17 protein-coding genes are annotated in these 18,986 nt (G+C 48.1%); 11 read left to right on the top strand and 6 right to left on the bottom strand.

Annotation, left to right across the window (positions count from 1 at the left end):
• Positions 1 to 156: 156 nt before the first annotated feature.
• Both HHL17_RS33185 and HHL17_RS33190 read left to right on the top strand, forming a co-directional pair.
• A complete protein-coding gene (locus tag HHL17_RS33185) occupies positions 157 to 1,155 on the top strand; it encodes a sensor histidine kinase (RefSeq protein ID WP_206156245.1) in 999 nt (332 codons plus the stop codon).
• Complete coding sequence (locus tag HHL17_RS33190; protein WP_169229088.1) at positions 1,152 to 1,877, top strand: LytR/AlgR family response regulator transcription factor; 726 nt, start codon at positions 1,152 to 1,154, stop codon at positions 1,875 to 1,877. Before HHL17_RS33185 ends, HHL17_RS33190 begins: the two co-directional genes overlap by 4 nt.
• Here HHL17_RS33190 and HHL17_RS33195 read toward each other — a convergent pair.
• Entirely contained in the window at positions 1,859 to 3,091 is a 1,233-nt protein-coding gene (locus HHL17_RS33195) for an RNA polymerase sigma factor (RefSeq protein ID WP_169229089.1), read from the bottom strand. The genes HHL17_RS33190 and HHL17_RS33195 overlap by 19 nt on opposite strands.
• 49 nt (positions 3,092 to 3,140) lie before the next feature.
• Entirely contained in the window at positions 3,141 to 3,494 is a 354-nt protein-coding gene (locus tag HHL17_RS33200) for a YciI family protein (protein WP_169229090.1), read from the bottom strand.
• Between the two features lie 216 nt (positions 3,495 to 3,710).
• On the opposite strand from HHL17_RS33200, the gene HHL17_RS33205 reads away from it, so the two are divergent.
• Both HHL17_RS33205 and HHL17_RS33210 read left to right on the top strand, forming a co-directional pair.
• A complete protein-coding gene (locus tag HHL17_RS33205; RefSeq protein WP_169229091.1) occupies positions 3,711 to 3,854 on the top strand; it encodes a hypothetical protein in 144 nt (47 codons plus the stop codon).
• 151 nt (positions 3,855 to 4,005) lie between these two features.
• Positions 4,006 to 4,923 carry a sugar phosphate isomerase/epimerase family protein gene (locus tag HHL17_RS33210; protein ID WP_169229092.1) on the top strand — a complete coding sequence of 306 codons (918 nt, stop codon included), beginning with the start codon at positions 4,006 to 4,008 and terminating at the stop codon, positions 4,921 to 4,923.
• A 61-nt stretch (positions 4,924 to 4,984) separates the two neighbouring features.
• Here HHL17_RS33210 and HHL17_RS33215 read toward each other — a convergent pair whose 3' ends face one another.
• From HHL17_RS33215 to HHL17_RS33225, 3 genes are all read right to left on the bottom strand, one after another.
• Positions 4,985 to 5,410, bottom strand: coding sequence for a VOC family protein (locus HHL17_RS33215; RefSeq protein WP_169229093.1), 426 nt, complete (start codon positions 5,408 to 5,410; stop codon positions 4,985 to 4,987).
• A gap of 160 nt (positions 5,411 to 5,570) precedes the next feature.
• On the bottom strand, positions 5,571 to 5,999 hold the full coding sequence (locus HHL17_RS33220) for a VOC family protein (protein ID WP_169229094.1): 429 nt from the start codon (positions 5,997 to 5,999) through the stop codon (positions 5,571 to 5,573).
• A 156-nt stretch (positions 6,000 to 6,155) separates the two neighbouring features.
• Complete coding sequence (locus tag HHL17_RS33225; RefSeq protein ID WP_169229095.1) at positions 6,156 to 6,725, bottom strand: RNA polymerase sigma factor; 570 nt, start codon at positions 6,723 to 6,725, stop codon at positions 6,156 to 6,158.
• Between the two features lie 201 nt (positions 6,726 to 6,926).
• Here HHL17_RS33225 and HHL17_RS33230 point away from each other — a divergent pair, with 201 nt between their 5' ends.
• From HHL17_RS33230 to HHL17_RS33260, 7 genes are all read left to right on the top strand, one after another.
• The gene (locus HHL17_RS33230) at positions 6,927 to 7,919 is read left to right on the top strand and encodes a FecR family protein (RefSeq protein WP_169229096.1); all 993 of its coding nucleotides are present in this window, start codon (positions 6,927 to 6,929) and stop codon (positions 7,917 to 7,919) included.
• A 44-nt stretch (positions 7,920 to 7,963) separates the two neighbouring features.
• A complete protein-coding gene (locus HHL17_RS33235; protein ID WP_169229097.1) occupies positions 7,964 to 11,419 on the top strand; it encodes a SusC/RagA family TonB-linked outer membrane protein in 3,456 nt (1,151 codons plus the stop codon).
• Between the two features lie 17 nt (positions 11,420 to 11,436).
• Positions 11,437 to 12,798: a RagB/SusD family nutrient uptake outer membrane protein gene (locus HHL17_RS33240; protein ID WP_169229098.1), complete on the top strand. Its 1,362-nt coding sequence runs from the start codon at positions 11,437 to 11,439 to the stop codon at positions 12,796 to 12,798.
• Between the two features lie 10 nt (positions 12,799 to 12,808).
• The gene (locus HHL17_RS33245; protein WP_169229099.1) at positions 12,809 to 13,996 is read left to right on the top strand and encodes a TlpA disulfide reductase family protein; all 1,188 of its coding nucleotides are present in this window, start codon (positions 12,809 to 12,811) and stop codon (positions 13,994 to 13,996) included.
• 103 nt (positions 13,997 to 14,099) lie between these two features.
• On the top strand, positions 14,100 to 15,335 hold the full coding sequence (locus HHL17_RS33250) for a hypothetical protein (RefSeq protein ID WP_169229100.1): 1,236 nt from the start codon (positions 14,100 to 14,102) through the stop codon (positions 15,333 to 15,335).
• Between the two features lie 696 nt (positions 15,336 to 16,031).
• Positions 16,032 to 16,307: a hypothetical protein gene (locus HHL17_RS33255; protein WP_169229101.1), complete on the top strand. Its 276-nt coding sequence runs from the start codon at positions 16,032 to 16,034 to the stop codon at positions 16,305 to 16,307.
• Complete coding sequence (locus tag HHL17_RS33260) at positions 16,304 to 16,651, top strand: hypothetical protein (protein ID WP_169229102.1); 348 nt, start codon at positions 16,304 to 16,306, stop codon at positions 16,649 to 16,651. The genes HHL17_RS33255 and HHL17_RS33260 overlap by 4 nt, the downstream gene beginning before the upstream one ends.
• A gap of 665 nt (positions 16,652 to 17,316) precedes the next feature.
• Here HHL17_RS33260 and HHL17_RS33265 read toward each other — a convergent pair.
• Positions 17,317 to 18,705 (bottom strand): Fic family protein, encoded by a 1,389-nt coding sequence (locus HHL17_RS33265; protein ID WP_169229103.1) that lies wholly within the window; start codon positions 18,703 to 18,705, stop codon positions 17,317 to 17,319.
• Between the last annotated feature and the right edge of the window lie 281 nt (positions 18,706 to 18,986).

Below are 18,986 nucleotides of genomic sequence, written 5' to 3' on the forward strand. Positions count from 1 at the left end.
ATTATAGGAAGCCGGGCGTGGAGATGGTCAATGATCGTTTGTATGCAACAACGTCCACATAGGGGTAGGAGTAGATGGGCCGCGTATTATTGGTAGACAAAATCAGCCGGTTGGTGTGGCGGACTATATATTTCGTTTACCGGCGGCGGCAAGAAAATGATGGAAATACTAGTGAGCCAACGGAAAATAATTAAATCGGCGTTGCAACATTTGATACCTGCGGTGGTGTTATACGTCATTGTGGGCATGAACGACTTTCAGTTACAGTGGCAGCCGCTCATGAAAATATTGGCGACCCTTTTTATACTCACGGCGGCGTATGTGAACCAGTACCTGCTGGTACCGAGGTTGTTGTTGCGTTTCCGGTATTATGCCTATGCGGTATTCGTGTTAGCATTGATTTCGTTGTTGTTTGGCGTGACGGTCTGGACAGAGCCGTTGCTGGCGCCGATGTTGAAAGCAGGAAAAGCTTTTGCGCCTTACCAGGTAAAGGACATGGTGGTGTTTTTTGTGATGATGTTGTCACTGGTGGCCGCTTCTACAGCGATACCGCTGTTCTTGCAATGGGTACAGGCCAGTTATCATCGTACTGCCAGTCTGCAGACGGAACTGGAGAACCTGAAGAAACAATTATCGCCGCATTTTCTGTTTAATACGCTCAATAATCTTGATACGCTGATTTATGCGGACCAGCACCGCGCGTCGGCAGTGGTGCATTCCCTTTCGCGGTTGTTGCGGTACCAGTTGTACCTGTCGGGCAGCGGTAAGGTATACCTGCGGCAGGAACTGGATTTTATAGCGGATTTCCTGTACCTGGAACAGCTGCGTCACGATGCGCTGGAAGTGCGTATCACCGTAGATGGTGGTGTACAGGATGTGTTGCTGCATCCTTTTCTGCTGATGCCTTTTGTAGAGAATGCGGTTAAACACAACGATTATAACGGCAACGCCTATATTCATTTACATATTTTCGTTGATGCCGGCAGCCTGCATTTTACCTGTGTTAATCCGGTGTCCCGTAGCACTGTGGCGGATGGCGGGGCAGGCTTGAAAAATGTACGCCGCCGGTTGTCGCTGTTATATCCTGATGACCATACGCTGCTCACGGAAAATAACGGCGGAGTATATACGGTAGCCTTAACCTTCAACTTATGAACTGTATTGTCATTGATGATGAGCCGCTGGCACGGGAGAAAATCCGGTTGCTGGCAGCGCAGGACGTATCCCTGCAACTGCTGGGCTGTTTCTCCGGTGCGGACAAAGCAGCTGATTTCATGGACCTGAACCCGGTGGACCTGGTGTTCCTGGATGTGGAAATGCCGGGTGGCTCCGGGCTGGACTTTGCGCGGCAGCTGCCGCAAGATACGCTGGTGATTTTTACCTCCGCTTATGCCGAATACGCGCTGAACAGCTACGATGTGAACGCCATCGATTATCTCGTTAAACCCGTGCATCCTACCCGTTTTACACAGGCGGTGCAAAAAGCGCAGGACTATGCCGATATGAAAAGACACCGGAAACTGCAACAGCAGCAGGTGGCAGCCACACAACAGGACCATGTGTTTGTGCGGGCCGACAGGCGGTTGCACCGTGTAGTGTTCAATGATTGCCGGTACATAGAAGGCATCAAAGATTATTGTGTCTTACATCTTTCTGACCGCAAACTGATGGTGGGCATTAACCTGAAAGCCTTACTGGAACAATTGCCACAGGATATTTTCGTACGGATCAGTAAATCAGTGGTGGTTAATTTCCGGCATGTGACCAGCCTGAACCACCAGGACGTACAGATAAACGGGGAGGAGCTGATGATCGGCAATGCCTACCGCGAGTACCTCTTCTCGTTTTTTGTTGAACATCATGTGATCGGGAGATGATCGATTTTTTGTTGAATGGTCTGTTTTTCCGGTTGTGTTTTAGAGAGCTGTAGTGCCTGTTGCAGGTGTTGCATCGCTTGCTGATTGTCGATGCCCTGGTAGAGTTCTCCCAGCAGGGTATGGTAATACGGATTGCCGGAGAGACCCAGTTTCTCTGCTTCCGGAAGGGCGGCAGCGTTGCCTTTTACTTTTGATAGGGCGAAGGTGCGGTTGAGCGCTGCTACCGGTGAATATTCCAGTTGCAGCAGCCGGTTGTACAGCTGAAGAATGTTATCCCATTTTTCCGGCGTGTCTTCCTTGATGGTATGCCACCATGCGATGGTAGCTTCGAGGTGGTACCTGGACAGCGTATTGCCCTGCGAGGCAGCGTGCAGGTAGTAGGCGCCTTCGGAGATCAGTTCCTTGTTCCATAACGATTCATCCTGGTCCTGGTACAGGATCAGTGCGCCGTTTTCATCTTTGCGGGCAGGAAGCCTGGATGCATGGAAACACATCAGTGCCATCAGCGCATTGACGGCCGGCGTGTTGGTCAGCGGATTGTTCAGCAACAGTTTAGTGAGGCGTATGGCTTCAATGCAAAGCTCTTCGCGGACCACGGTATCCTGGCTTTCGGAATAGTAGCCTTCGTTGTAAAGCAGGTACAAGGTGGTGAGCACTGCGTTTAGCCGTTGAGGTATCTCGGCCGTACCCGGCATTTCAATGGCGATCTTTTCCGTCCGCAGTTTTTCGCGGGCGCGGAACAGGCGTTTGTTGATCGTTTCTTTGTTCGATAAAAACGCGTTGGCTATTTCATCGATGCCAAAGCCGCAGAGGATGCGCAGCGCGAGGCCTATCTGTGCTTCAGCAGGTATCACCGGGTGGCAGACGGCAAACAGCATCTGTAACAGGCTGTCGCTGATGTTTTGATCAGAGAGGTCTAACTCGGCAACAGGTGCGTCTGTCGTTTGTTTCAGTTCCGGCATGATCTTCTCGCGGAACATATGTGCCCGCGCGAAATAATTCTTCGCTTTGTTTTTAGCCACTACGTACAGCCAGGCGGTAGGATTTTCCGGAATGCCTTTGTAGGACCATGTTTCCATGGCCAGCAGGAAAGTTTCACTGGCGATATCTTCCGCCAGTTCTATATGCTCAATGCCAAAATGTTTACACAGGACAGCAGATATCTTAGAGAATTCTGTCCTGAATAAATGCGGTATTAATTCCTGTTGCTGCATAATGGAAAGGAAAGCCCCTGCCGGGTGAGGCAGGAGCTGTTATATAAAGTTAATGCATATCGTCTCCTCTGATAATCTTTCTTACTTCCACCGTATTGCCTTCGCCGCCTAAGATAGGGCAGTCTTTGGCAAAAGATGCGGCTTCATCAGCGGATTCGGCTTTCACGATAATGTACCCGCCCAGCGTTTCTTTGATTTCTCCAAAGGGCCCGTTGGTGACCATTTTATTGTGATGCACCACGCGGGCATCATCAAACAGCAGGCCGTTGCCGAGTACAAATTTGTTTTGTGCAGCGATGCCGCCAATCCAGTCCATGGTGGCTTTCATCCATATCTGCATTTGTTCGGGTGAGGCGATTTTTTTGCCATCTTCGTGGCGGAAAATCAACATAAATTCGTCCATGATGTGTCTGTTTTGTTGTTAGGAATATTGTTTTGGAACACCCCTTAACAAATGGAAAATACCAAATTGGACATCTGCCTGAAAAAAAATAACAATCCTGTGCCTGCTTTCGTTCACGCGGTATGTCTGCAGGGAAAATCCCGTAAAAACGGGATTTCATGTCTGCCTGGGTTATTATATATTGTTAGTATTTCTAATCACTCAAACCGGTAAATTATGAAAAAGAAACCAGCAGCCAAACTGAAACTGGCTAAACTCAAAATTGCGGCCCTTGGTCAAACCATGGTGATCGGAGATCAAAACCGCACCCTGCCGATTACGCAACACAAAACCTGCCCTCCGACTTATTGGGTATGTTAGTACTGTAGGCAACCTATTCATAAGCAATGACAGCCGGCGTATGGGATATCCCATGCGCCGGCTGTTTTTTATGAAAAAATAGCCTGAATTGAGTATTTTAGACAGGACAACCTTTTATTTCCACGTCATTACCCTGTTAAACAATATTAACATGAACATTTCCAGAAGGAATTTCCTGCGGCAAGGCACCCTGGCACTGGCGGGGGCCACACTCTTATCCCGGCCGTTGCTGGCTGCGGGCGCTAAAAAAGACGTAATGGGCATCCAGCTGTATTCTATCCGGGAGGATATGAAGAAAAACCCATTGGGCACCCTCAAACAGCTGTCAGCCATGGGTTACCGGAATGTGGAACATGCCAATTACGTGAACCGTAAATTTTACGGCTATGCCCCTACGGAGTTTAAAAAGGTACTGGCAGACCTGGGTCTTTCCATGCCCAGCGGGCATACCGTACTTGGCCGTACCCACTGGGACCCTGCTACCAAAGACTTTACCGATGCCTGGAAATACACGGTGGAAGATGCGGCTACGGTAGGCCAGAAATTCGTTATCAGCCCCTGGCTGGATGAAAGCCTGCGTAAAAACTATGACGACTTCAAGGCCTATATGGACGTTTTCAATAAAAGCGGAGAACTGTGCCGTAAGTCAGGCATGAAGTTCGGTTACCACAACCATGACTTTGAGTTCAGCCAGGAACTGAATGGCCACAAGCTCTTTGACCTGATCCTCGAAAATACAGACCCGGCACTGGTGGCCCAGCAGCTGGACATCGGCAATATGTACCATGCCGGCGGCGTAGCGCTGGACATTATGCGCAAATACCCCGGCCGTTTTGAGCTGATGCACGTGAAAGATGAAATCAAGGCTGCCGGTAAAGGGGAAATGGGCAGCTCCTTTGAAAGCACGGTATTAGGCAAGGGCGTGATCCCTGTGAAAGAAGTGATAGACCTGGGCCGCAAATCCGGTGGTACCCGCTATTTCATAGTGGAGCAGGAATCTTACCAGTCCCTTACCCCGTTGGAGGCAGTAAAACAGGACCTGGCCGTCATGAAAAAATGGGGCTTCTGATCTGTGATACCAATACCGGCAGCATGGGTATGAATGACCGTTCTGCCGGTATTGGGGGATGTCAGGCACTGGCGTTGGCCGCTGTCCTGCTTTCCAGGATATTCAGATAATGAGGATTGTACATGATGCCCAGTATATTGCCAAAAGGGTCTGTAACAGAGGCAGTCACGAAGCCGTGGCCTCTGTCGGTGATGGGCTGGTATTCGGTGGCGCCCAGCGCAATCAGCCTGTCCAATGTGCCTTTCAGATCGTCGGTATGCCAGTAAAGCACCGCGCCGGCAGGGCCGTTTGTAGCGCCGGGAGGAGCGTAACGGCTGTCAATAATACCCAGTTCATGCTGATAATCGCCGATACGGAATTCGGCATAGCCCGGCACATCAAAGTAAGGCGCCATGCCCAGTACTTCGGTATACCATTGTTTGGCGGCATCATGGTCTGCTGCGTAAAAGCTGATGGTGGCTACTCCACGGATAGTTTGTTTGTTCATAAGTGTGTGTTTAAATGTGAATCTGATACAAAACTATTCCGGTGGTATGACAACCTTATGTCAGCAGTAAAATTGACTTTTATAATTTTTTGTGTATTACGCAAAAATGGCTTCTCTGTTGGAGAAGCCATTTTATTTAAAGGAGATGTTATTTCCCGGATCAGCCGCGTGGAGCGTCGTAGCTTACCATCCAGCTCACGCCGAATTTGTCTGTCAGCATACCGAAGTAGGAGCCCCAGAATTGTTTGGCCATCGGCATGGTGGCGTTACCGCCGGCAGACAGCCCACTGAATAGTTTGTCTGCATCAGCCTCACTGTCGGCCGCGATGGCGATGGAGAAGTTATTGCCGGCGGTAACTTTACCCATATGTGAAGGGGAGTCACTGCCCATCAGCATGGAACCGTTGCCGATTGGCAGGGACACGTGCATGATTTTGTTTTTTTCGTCTTCAGATGAAGCATATTCCGGCGGGCTGTCGCTGAAACGCATTACGACAGCGAAATCACCGCCAAAAACAGATTTGTAGAAGTTGAAAGCGTCTTCGCAGTTGTCTGAAAAGGTCAGATACGGATTCAGTGCTGATGCCATGGGATTACAGTTTTAAAAGTGAAACAAATATTCGAGGATATCGTAACCCAGGGCTTCAGCCCTGGGAATCAAGCGGTGCATTCATTCACGACAGGGGCATTCGAGACAATCCTTAGCGCAGGGCGTCAGCCCTGGGAACGTATATTACGACATTTTTTATTTATGCAGCGAAATCAGCAATAAAATAACAATTCCTTCTCTCAATCTTTTGAGGGCTTTCCGCATATGTTGCTCTACGGTATTAACGGAGATGCCCAATGTATCGGCGATTTCATGGTTGGACATATGTTTGTTGCGGCTCAACAGGAAAACGGTTCGGCACTGATCGGGGAGGGCCTGTACCCTGTTTTGCAGCGCTTTCAGCAAGTCGCTTTTGTATAGCTGTTGGGTGGTGTCTTCCACGGTGGCCGGCTGTTGCTGTGCAGCTAAGGAAGTATGCTGTTCCCGTACCATCACCTTGCGGAAATAATCGTAGGTCTTATGCCGGAGTATCACCTGGAGATAAGCGGCCACATTGTCGATGCGATATTCCTTTTTGTAGTAAAAAGCCAGCAGGCTTTCCTGTGCCAGTTCTTCCGCAACGTAACGGTCTTTGGTTTTCTGATAGGCAGTTGTTACCAGCTGAGGGAAATACCGGCGGTACAGTGAGGCAAACGCGGCCTCATCCCCGCTTTCCCAAAGCGACAATAATGATTGGTCGTCCTTATGTGTTTCGTGATAATCCAAATGATTCAAATCAAAGCATCAACGGTGGCGGGATAAAGATAAAATCTTTTGTTAAAAATCTACCGGTGAAAAAAAATATATAAGGGGAGTAACGGTAAGGCGGTTGGCGTTCGTCATACATCGGTATCATCATTTTATTAGAATAAAAAATATTTGTACGACGGATAACGGTTGCGCTTTGCAGCCACGTCAATCTGCTATATGGAACAGGAAAAGCTTCATCAGTTACTTGAAAAATATCATGCCGGCCAGTGCAGCGATGCTGAACTGGAAGCTTTGCAGCAATGGTATGAAAGCCTGGGCGGCGCTCCCGAAGCGCCTCACTGGGATGTAACGGATGATGCCTACCTCGGTGATCAGTATTCTTTGTTTCAGCAACGTGCCATGCTAAAGCCTGTCACTAACCGTCGCCGCATCTGGAAACGGGTGGCCGCTGCTGCTGCTGTCATCGCCGTTTCCAGTCTGCTGGCCCGGTACTTTTATCCATTGTCCGTAACCAATACCCGTCAACCGGTGGCAGTCGTTACATCACATCATGCGCCATTGCCACCGGCGCCGGACGAGGCAGTCAATTATGACCGGCACCTCGTGCTGCCAGACAGTTCTGTTGTGCTACTGCGTGCAGGGAGTACCCTGAAACTGTCAGATTCCTTTAACCAGGCGGAACGCCTCGTGACTTTAAACGGGGAAGCTTATTTCGATATCCGCCAAAATGCCCGGCAGCCTTTTATTGTAAGGTGTGCCAACGTGTATACGTATGTGTTGGGTACCGCTTTTAATATTAATACGCAGGGGAAAGACCGGCAGGTGACCATCACAGTGACCAGCGGGAAGGTGCGGGTGGAGCGGGAAAACAAAATCATGGCCGTGCTGACTAAAAACCAGGAGCTGGTATGCCGCGACCGCCAGCCTGCGATACCGGCTACTTTGGAGAATGTCACGCCCAAAGTGGAATGGATGGCCAAAGACCTGCTGTTTAACGAAACAAGCCTTGAAACGATCTGTCAGCGCTTGTCTGCCCGTTACCAGGTCAACTTTACCTTTGACAGAGCAGTGAACAAAGAAAAACGTGTCACTATTACCGATGCATTTTATGGGACTGAATCACTGAACGATATACTGGATATCGTCTGTACTACCCTTGGATATACCTATTCCGTTACAGGCAATGCTGTAACCATCACAACGCTATAATCATCCGTAAGACGGAATTCAAAAATCAACCAAGCCTTATTATCATGAGGAGAGTATGCCTGTTGCTATTATTTGCCATGCATGTACACCTGGGCTATGCCCAGATCTTACAGAAAACCATCAGCCTGTCAATGGACCATCAGCCACTGTCAACGATATTGACGGAGGCCGGTAAACAGGCCGGATGTAAAATTTCTTTCCCGGCAGATGATGTCGCCGGTTGGAAAGACATGTCCATTCATTGTGCCGGTAAGCAGTTGGACGACGCGCTGGCGCAGCTGTTGCAGGACACAGACCTCGGATACAAAGCCCTGCCCAATGCAGTGGTGGTATTCAGAAAAGCAGCGTCACCGGCGGCACGTCAGCAGGAGCGTACCGTGATGCTGAAAGGTATTGTGAAAAATGAAGCGGGCAGTCCACTGCCTTATGTGACCATCGCGGTAGGCACTACCGGCGTCATGACGTCCGGCAACGGTGCTTACTTCCTCGGAAATGTGGCCACCAAGGCCACCGTACGGGTGTCTTGCGTAGGCTATGAGCCCCGTACTTTTGTAGCAGAAGACCTGGCCTCCGTATCCGAAGTAGTGCTGAAGTTCGGACGCCACAGCCTTGGCGTGGTGGAAGTCAGCACTGCTTACCAGCGCATCCGCCCGGAACAGAGCACCGGTGCTGTCGCCGCCATTGGCACTAAAGAATATGAGTCCCGTATCAGCACCGATTTTTTGTCTGGTATTCAGAACAAACTGCCGGGTGTGCTGATCAATAAAGACATGCAGTTTGAAGGGAACTCCCTGTTCCAGATCAGGGGACTGTCCACTATTTCGGCCAATAAACAACCGCTGATCGTAGTGGATGGTTACCCTACAGAACTGACACTGGATGCCATCAATCCCAATGAAATCAAATCCGTGACCGTGCTCAAAGATGCGGCTTCTGCCACTATCTACGGGGTACGCGCTTCCAACGGTGTGATCATCATAGAACGTAAACAAGCCGAAATTGGCCGGACGAAATTCGCTTTTCGTACCACCCTGGGCGTTACCGGCAAGGAGAAATACAATACCTACCGCCTGGCCCCCAGTGATGCCACACTGAAATATCTGCGTGATTCTTATAAAGATGGTGCTAATGTCCCTTCGGACTGGACTACTTACCGTACCTCTTATAACTTCTATCAGCCAGGCTTTGATATCCTCCTCGATAAAAAAGCTGGGTATATCACACAAGCCCAGCTGGAAGAGCGTTTTGCTGCCATGGGTGCCTATGACAATGCGGCCGATTACAGCCGGTTGTTCCTGCGTTCCGCCATTAATCAGCAATATGATCTGAACCTCTCCGGCGGTACACAGCAGGCCACTTACTATGTGTCTGCGAATTATACGCGTAACCGCTTTTCTAAAATGAACAACAGTGACAGTAAGTTCCTGCTTTCCGGCCGGGCTAACTATAACTTCAATAAACGGCTGTCACTGGAGCTGACCACCGATTACCTGGAAACGAAAGACCTGATCGCACCGGTGCCCAACTTTATGGACGTCTATGGCTCCGAACATTTTCAGAAGGCCGATGGCAGCCCGGCAGCTATCTTCGCTGGTTCCTATATGAATCCGGTGTTTAACGATACAATTATTAAGAAAGGGTTGTACGATAATATGAACTACCCGTTGATTAATATGAATGAAGTCAATGATCGAAACAGGACGGTGAACAATAAAGTAATCGCCAACTTTACCTATCGTATCGGCCATGGCTTCAGTTTCAGATTCGGCGGTATCTATGAGAACTCCCGTTCAGACCTGAAACACTATGCCAGCGAGAAATCCACGGAAGCCCATCAGTATGTGAATGCCTATGCCGAACAAACCGCCAGCGGCATTCTCTTTAATATTCCAAGAGGCGGTTATATCAATCAAAAGAATATCAGCGCTGTCAGTTATACGCTGCGTGCCCAGCTGGACTACAATAAAATCATTCACGACCAGCATTCGTTTAACGTTATTCTGGGTGCAGAAAACCGTAAGGTGGTGGCAGAAACATCTATCAGTTCTACCTTTGGTTACAATGATCAAACGTTGTTACAACAGCCGGTAGATTATAATAAAATACTCACCGGTTACTGGGTCTCCAATTTCGCGGGCCGTAATCCCACGCTGAACTTTGATCAGCTCTTTGGAAAAGCCTACCAGGACGACCGTTATGTATCCGGTTATTTCAACGGCGTGTATGCTTTCCGTGGTAAATATTCCCTTACCGGCAGCGTGCGGGTAGACCAGTCCAACCTGTTTGGCACCGACCCGCGTTTCCGTTACAAACCGCTTTGGTCCGTAGGCGCCGCCTGGAACATTGATCAGGAATCTTTCATGCAGGGGCTTACCTGGCTGGATGCGTTAAAACTCCGTGTGGCCTATGGTTTCAATGGTAATACTTCCAAAGCAAGCATTCCGCAGATAGTGGCGAGGTATTCCACCAACCTGCGTACATCACCCACTTCCTCTTCGCTTAACCTGGCATCCATGGAAAATGCCGCCCTGCGTTGGGAACAGACTAAAAACCTGAACACCGGTCTTGATTTCAGATTTTTGGGCCGTATATACGGTAGCCTGGATTATTACCAGCGTAATAGTGTAGACCTGCTGGCAGATGCGCAGCTAGACCCCACCAAGGGCGCCAGCAGCGCTAAACTAAACGCGGCGTCTATACGTAATCAGGGCGTGGAGCTGAACCTCCATGCAGACTGGATCACCCGGAAGCGGTTCAACTGGAATACCGGTATCGCATTGGCGCGTAACACGAATAAAGTGGAGGACCTATATGTAAACAGTAAGTTACTTTCTTATACCTATCTGGCTAATAATTATGTGGTAGGGTATCCGGCCGGAGCAGTGTTCAGCTATCGTTATGCCGGACTGGACACCAATGGGTTGCCGCTGATGTATAATGCCGCCGGAAAACTGAAATCTCCCGGTTACGCCGCATTGGACGAAGGTTTCAGTGACCTGGAATACAACGGTGCAGGCATCCCTACCATCACTGCCGGTATCAGTAACCGTTTCGACATCGGCAACTTCTACGTGTACTTTATGATTGACTACTATGGTGGATTTAAGACAAGGATTCCCGCCCCTTCTATCTATTCTACCAGGCCATTGGCAGGAGCTGAAAACTATTTCCGGGAGAAGGGGGATGAACAACGTACCGATGTGATGGGGCTTTATCCCTACTGGTTATACAATAGCTATCACTCTTATGTATACAACTATGCCAACACGAGGGTGGTCAACGGCGCCTACCTCGTATTACGGGATATCACCCTGTCGTACAACTTTCGGAAAATGCCTGCTATAAAGCGTATGGGCTTCACCAACTTTGAAGTGAAGTTACAGGCGTCAAACATCACTACCATAGGGTTGAATAAATACAACTACAGTATAGCCACCGGCAACTATGCCAGAAGGTATCTGGTGCCAACGTACACCATCGGTCTGTTCACCAATTTCTAATGTATCAACAGTAACATATGTACAACAAATGGAAGATATACGGATTGGTAGCCCTGCTTACGGCCACCACTTCCTGCAAAAAATACCTGGATGTAGAGCCTGTAGGCAAGACCATCCTGACCAATGTGAGCGACTATGACCTGTTCCTGAACAGTCAGGACCTGACCTCCAGCGGGGCACGGGAGTTGAACCTGCTGGCCGATGACGTGGATGTGACCACCATACCCGCCACGCCGGACAGACCGGAGGACCTGGTTTACCTGTGGGCCAACCAGTATAGCACCGATACCAAAGTACCGCCTGCTTTCTGGGGAAAACACTATGGTAACATCTACCGTTATAATGCCGTACTGGTGGGTATAGACAAGGCCGGTAACGGAACAGAAAAGGATAAACGCCGCATCCGCGCAGAAGCTTTGCTGGGAAGGGCTTTTGAGTACCTCTATCTTGTGAATCTCTACGCCAAACCATATAATGCCGCTACAGCAGCCAAAGATCCGGCAGTGCCTTTTATGACGTCTGTGGATATCTCCGCTGAAACGCCCCGGCGTAGTACCGTAGCGGAAATTTATGATCGTATCATCAGTGATATCAACGCTGCGATTCCCGATTTGCCGGCGGACAACGCCACTAACCGTTTCCGGGGCGCCGTGACAGCAGCGAATAGTGTGCTGGCACGGGTGTATCTTTATACCGGCCGTTACGAAGAAGCGACGAAATATGCCCGGTTGTCATTGGGTGACAATCCACCTGCCATACTGGATTACAACACCATTGCCAATAAATCGGCGATCCCTAATATGGCTATCAGGCCGTTTGATCTCTATGCACGTTATTCTACCAATGCATCTATGAAAGAATATCCTACTATTGCTTTCCTGAAGATGTTTGATGTAAGCGACCTGCGTTTGAAGTTGTTTTATGAGAACACTGGTGATTACAGCTATCCCAAAAGGGGCGTGGTGGCCTTTAATCCCAGTGGTGCGGTCACCAATTTCGGTACTTCTGTAGAAGAAATGAAGCTGATCATCGCCGAAGCGGCCGCCCGTGGCGGCAGATTACCGGAAGCGCTGGCGCAGGTGAATGATATCCGTAAATGTCGCATCAAAAAAGAGGTGTACCAACCGTTGTCTTCCGCCGATGCAGATGAAGTGATGGGCTTCGTGATGCGCGAGCGCCGGCTGGAACTGGCTTATAAAGGTCTCCGCTGGATAGATATGCGCCGCCTCGATGCAGAAAACAAGATGACTGTAGTGTACCGTTATGATGCCAACAACAAGACCATTGCAACGTTGGCTCCCCATGGCGCCCGTTATACTTTGCAGATACCTTTAGCCGTTTTACAGTTCAACCCGGATATGCCCCGGAATGATGACTAAAAAATAAATCATGGCAAAAAAAATCATCTTCGGTGCGGCGTTGGTAAGCGCCATCTCCGTTCAGGCGCAAACGTTCACCCTCAAAGGAACGCTCGCTAAAAACACCCTGGCTGTTAATTCGTATATCTACCTGCGTTATGAACAGCAGGGAAAGACGATACTGGACAGCTGCCGTTTGCAGCAACAGGCGTATCATTTTCAGGGAAAAGTGGATTATCCGAAAGAAGCCACGCTGTTCCTGAAAGTAAGCGACAAAGATGCCCGATACTACCGGCAAACGCGCCTGCTGAAGCCTTATGAGCGCAACTTCTATCTCGATGCTGCCAACATGACCGCGAAGGCTGATGGTGAGCTGCGGGAAACGAATATCACCGGTGGCGCTGCCGAGGCCGACCGGCAGGCCATAGAAGCTGAATTGACCGCTATTTACCAGCGGGGAGAAAAGGCATATGGCGCAAAACGGGACGCAGCGTATAAGAAAAAGGACAGTGTAGCCATCGCGGAGGTGACAAGGGCCTCCTATCAGAACGATGCCGAGCGGGAAGCCGCCAAGCTGCGGTTTATGCAGGAGCATCCGCATACCGGCATTATGCTGAAGCTGCTGAATGAATATACCCGGACTAAAATAGATCCGGTGGTGATTGGACCGCTATACGAAGGGATGTTGCCGGCGTTAAAAGCATCTCCCGAAGGCACAGCTTATGGGCAGCGGTTAGCCAAAGCCAGGGAAACCGCTCCTGGTATGCCAGCGCCTCCGGTAGCACTCAAAGACCGTCAGGGCAACCTGGTCACCCTGGCTTCGCTCAAAGGCAAAGTGGTACTGCTCGATTTCTGGGGCAGCTGGTGTTATCCCTGCCGCATGAGCCATCCGCACCTGCGCGAAGCGTATGCCCGCTACAAAGATGCGGGGTTTGAAATCCTGGGCGTGTCCAACGAGCGGGGAGACTCCACCAAATGGAAAGATAACTGGACCAAAGCCCTGGATGCTGACCAGATGACCTGGCTCAATGTCCTGAACACTGCCGGCAGTACCGATAGAGATAAAGGGGTGCTGGGAGATTTTGATGTGAAAGCTTTCCCCACCAAAATACTGATAGACCGTGAAGGGAAGATCGTAGTGAAACTGGTAGGCAACAGCGAAAGCAGCCGGGAAGCACTCGATGCCGGGTTGGAGCGCCTGTTGGGCAAAGGTCATTAATATTGTTTTAGGCGGCTGTAGTATCACAGCCGCCTAAATTTTTATTTTATAAAAGATATTTTTGTCTTTATTGTAAATTGCCCCGGTAAAAAACAGCTGGCATATGAAGCGTGCAAATACCGGAGCGATGGAGCGGAAATGGATCACGATCGCCCTGATCAATCTGATGATCGTGGCATTACTGGGATTACTATTGCGGACAAACGTCCTGTTCCCGTTGCCGGGAATCAATTTCGGCAATTGGTTGTTTGCACATACACATTTCGCCTTCGGCGGATGGATAACGCTTTGTTTATTTACCCTGTTGACCTACCGGTTGTTACCGCCCGGCTACAGCAGCAAACGGATATATCCCTGTTTACTGGCCGGTGTATTGATCAGTTCTGTGGGTATGTTGATAAGTTTCCCTTTTCAGGGGTACGCGCTTTTCTCCATTATTTTTTCCACGTTGTTTATTGTCTGCACCTGGGTGTTTGAATGGATCTTTGTCCGTGATCTGTTGAAAGCCGGTGTGGAGCGGTCTGTCACCCTGCTGGCTACTGGTTCCATGGTATCGCTGGCATTATCGGCCGTAGGTCCTTTTTACCTGGCCTACATGATGGCCAATCATCAGAAGGACACTGTCCTGTATCACGATGCCGTATATACGTACCTGCACCTGCAATACAATGGATTTTTCACATTGGGGGTATTTGCCCTTTTCTGTCACCATCTGGGGCCGGCAGCGGCGGAGAAAGTCCGTTATCGTTTTGCGGTGGTGTTGTGTGCCGCGGTCCTGCCAACCATGTTTCTCTCTTATCTCTGGCATCAGCCGCCGGTAGGTATCCGGGTAGCGGCCGGTGTAGGTAGCGCGCTGCTGTTGCTCGTACTGGCGCGCTTCGCGGAGATGGCCCGTTCTGTAAAAGCGGAGCTGTATGGCGTGAATCCCCTTGCCCGCCGTATTGGCGCATTGGCGCTGATAGCCTTTGCACTGAAAACAATCGCCCAGCTGCTGACTATTTTCCCGGCCATCGGCGATGCTGTTTGCACTAACCGCCCTGTGATTATCATGTACCTGCATCTGGTGATGCTCGGTTTTGTGACGCTGTATATTTTTGCCCAACTGCTGTATGCCGGTTATTTTACCACCGTGAAGGTGCTGGCCGGATTGGGTATGATCGTGTTTGTCATTGCATTGGTTTTCAATGAGGTACTGTTGTTGATGCAGGGACTGCCGGGTGTTTTTAAAGTGCCATTGGAAGTATATCCGTGGGGGTTATGGCTGGCGGCTATCGGCTTGGTAGCTGGAACGGGCATGGTGGCGTTGGCGGCAGTGAGGTATTTCGTTAAAAGAGGGTGAAATGCCAGATGGTATATTTTTAGTATTATTGGTGTGTGCTTCCCGCTGAAGCTATAGATACCTATGAACAGATTTATGATGTTGGCCTTTGGCTGTATGTTGACTATTTCATGCTCTTATTTGACCAGAAAAGAGAAAAATGAAAATAGCTCCCAGACTCCCAAGACAGATTGCCAGAAGAATAAATTGGTATATGCTGCTTATGAGAGTAAGCTCAATCAATTATACTGGCCGGTTAGCGACTCATTTAGTGTTTGTTATGTTCGGGAGACCATTAATGATATCAGTATAGGATTATATTTTAATACTGATATACACGCATTCGACACTAAGGTTAACCCGAATTTAAACAGTAACCAGTTGCTTCAGGTTGAAAAGGACTCCGGTATTATCATTTTGAATAATACCGTCACCAGGTTGGAGGGAGACAAAGTGATGTTTCAAAGATTGTATCCGATAGCCTTGTTTTTGGCTGATTCGGTGAAATCGTCCAGGTTATTTGTTCATATGGAATATGTCTCAGATATCAGGGAGCGATATGATTACAACCTGTTGCTTAAACTGGACAGTTCAAAGAAAATAACAGCGCAGAAGATGGTCTATACAAAGGGGAAAATTAATCTTCAGAGGGCGTTGGACTCATTGAGTAATTGGTAAGGTTGATCCCGTAGTAAGTCGCTAAAATTCCGGTTCTGTATGAAAAAAATCCCTTACCTGGTGTTATTATGTGCCATCGTAGACCTGGTTATGCTGAATAACAGCATCCGTCATAACATTGACGTATTTGCTCCCGGCATTTTTGTTCTTTTGGTGGTGTTACTGACGATATATACTTTCGGCATTACATTTTTGATAAACAGGTATAACCTGATGGACCGTATACCTGTGCTGTCCTACTTACTGTTGGCCCCTGGTGTGCTCTATTTAGTGGCTCATGTATTGATATTGGTATTAAATATTGTTAAATTATGACGGACGAAGAAAGGTTCATGCATCTGAGGAGTTTATTGCTTCCCGCATATGCGGAGCTGGAGAAAGAACTATCTAAGGATGATCCACCCATTGAAGACTATCATTTTTTTGAATCAGAAAGAGAACGTTTCCTGTTCGTATTTAAGCGAAGGCAAAGGAATAAAGATCTGAATAGGGAAGTGGCAGCGGCATTAGCGAACGTCATTACATCCTTTGAATCAACAACAGATGAAATGATATGTACAAATTCGGTAACAAAAGGGGAGCTTTATTTTTTAGCGTATACAGATGTCAGTATGACTGTGTTGTTTGGCGCACTGGTTTTTCGACCTGAAGTAGAATAACAACAAAACAATATGAGCCTTAGCAAATTAATCCCTCTATATTTATTACTGTCCTTTTTATGGGGAGTCTGGTTTTTTAATGATTGGGTGGTGGCAAAACCGAGAGAACTCATACTGTTGCTACCGGTTGGAGGACTTTTGTATACTGTTTTCCTGGGCCTGCTGGTTTTTATTTTTTCAAAACTCACAGACAGCTACAACAAGCGGTTATTGATAGTCCCGGGTGTAGTTTGTCTGGTGCTTTTTCTGTTTTGTGACTGGCGTACCATGATCTTTATGGCAGGCCTTAGTGTGGTGAGTTTGATCACTATAGGCTGCCGGGTGTTTTGGAATAATTCTTTTAAGAAGCCTGATGTAATAGATAGATAGCAATTTGAATATTTTATGGTGAATTACCTTTTAAGCGGAATAAATAACTCCACCCTGATGGTGGTGTTCGGTGTTATCCTTCTGCTGGTGCTGTTGTTGTTTATACCGGTATGGTGGATTTCGAGGAGGTATTGGAGAAATAAAAACAGGGCTGTCAGGATAGGGCTTTCCGTATTGCTTTTCTTTTTGAGTATCCTTGTTGTTTATACCGTATTACACTTTACATATATAATCCGACAACGGGGCCTGTTAGAATAAAGAGAGTTGGTAAAAAAGTATTATATAGGCATAATTTATTACTTTCCCCATACATCCTTCCACTGTTTAAACTCTAACGGTCGTACCCTATAACGTGCAAAATTCCCATCATGCAAAGACAGTAATTCCGTTTCAACTGCTTCGGTAAATTTCGCCTGATCTTTTTCAGGAAGAGTTGTTGCTTTTTGCTGGATGATGGCCATTGCTTCTTTTTGCTGCATGGCATTGGAAATTATTTCAGTTATCAGCTCCCGGATCGCTTCGCGGTACTTTAAACGGAATGGATCGGGCTCCCCTAGCGATTGACGTAAGGCTGCATATCGCAGAGCAGAACGTTCATAAGCCCACATGAATACATCTTTATATAATTCTATTCGATTGAGTTCATAAACACCCAGCAGCCCCTGGAAGTAAATATCATCGGGAACGTCAACAAAAGCTAAGGGAGCGAGATTAAGCCTGTTGAGTGGAATATTTGAAGCAAGGCGCGATACACGTTTGTTCACATCATCAAAAGGTTGCAAATAAGGTATTTGCACCATGATGAAAAACGCTTGTTCAAACGGATCTTCTATTCCTCTGGCTTTTTCAAGTACCAGCTCGAACATTTCTTCGATCTGTTGGGGTATACCAAGCGGTGTAAAAACTGAATGGCTAATACCAACACCATGTGTACGCAGTCGTCCGGATGCTGCGGGATCAGGCAGTAGGTTGTTCGAGAGTAGGGCGTGCAAGTTTGTAAGTGTATAGCGGTTAAATCCGATTTCATCCGCAGTTTGTACGATAAACTCAATAGCATCCTTATGGTTCAGGATCATCTGTGCTTCCGCTGCCGTTTTATTATCGGCGATCTGACCCTGTGAAACAAGGCGCTGCGTATCTAACAAGCTATACGTATTTCCTTCAAGGCGGCTTGAGTTCCAAGACAGGTCTATGAGTAGCCTTTGCAGAATTTCTCTGGCATAGGTTCCTGCGGGTTGATTCAACGTTGCTGTATTGCCTAATTCCGTGAGCTTTCTTTTGTCATCCGATGTAAGATAGCTATCGACATTTGGACGATAGGAAGTCAGGAAGTCTATATTATATCCAACCGGACGGCGGCGGGCGACTGGTTGCATGACCAATTTTCTGATCTCCCTACCTTGATTGGACAAAGGAATTAAATCTTCACCTTGTTCTTCTACTACTTCTCCTTTTTGTTCGGCTTGCGCTTGAACCAAATAGTAAAGGGTTGCGCGCGTCTTGCCAGAGGTGGTAACTACCCCAAGTTCCTGCAACTTATCCAACCGTCTTTGAAGGGTACGCGGTTCAGTTATCAATCCTGTAGCCCTTTTTAGATCATCAAGAGAAGCACCCTCTTTAAACTGTTCAAGAGAGTTTTTGATGATTTCCAGTTCGCGATTTATATTTTCCTGGCTGCTTTTCATGATGACACATTACGACATTTGTTAGTCGAATATATCAAATATGTGTCGTAAAGTCAAGTATTACGACACATAAAGTCATGTATGTGTCGTAATACTTGACTTTACGACACATAATATGTCGTGATACCCTTGCCTTATCTTCCGATCGAGTAAAATGGTCTCGTCCTAAAAAAGGTTTACACCCTATAATGAGTGTAAACATGCAAATAATTACCAAAGGAGCCCCCAAAAAGCTGGGGCGGGAGTATAGCCATGACCTGTCGTTTATCCGCCAGGTAGTC

The sequence above is a fragment of the Chitinophaga fulva genome (assembly GCF_012927205.1).
Taxonomy (GTDB): Bacteria; Bacteroidota; Bacteroidia; order Chitinophagales; family Chitinophagaceae; genus Chitinophaga; species Chitinophaga fulva.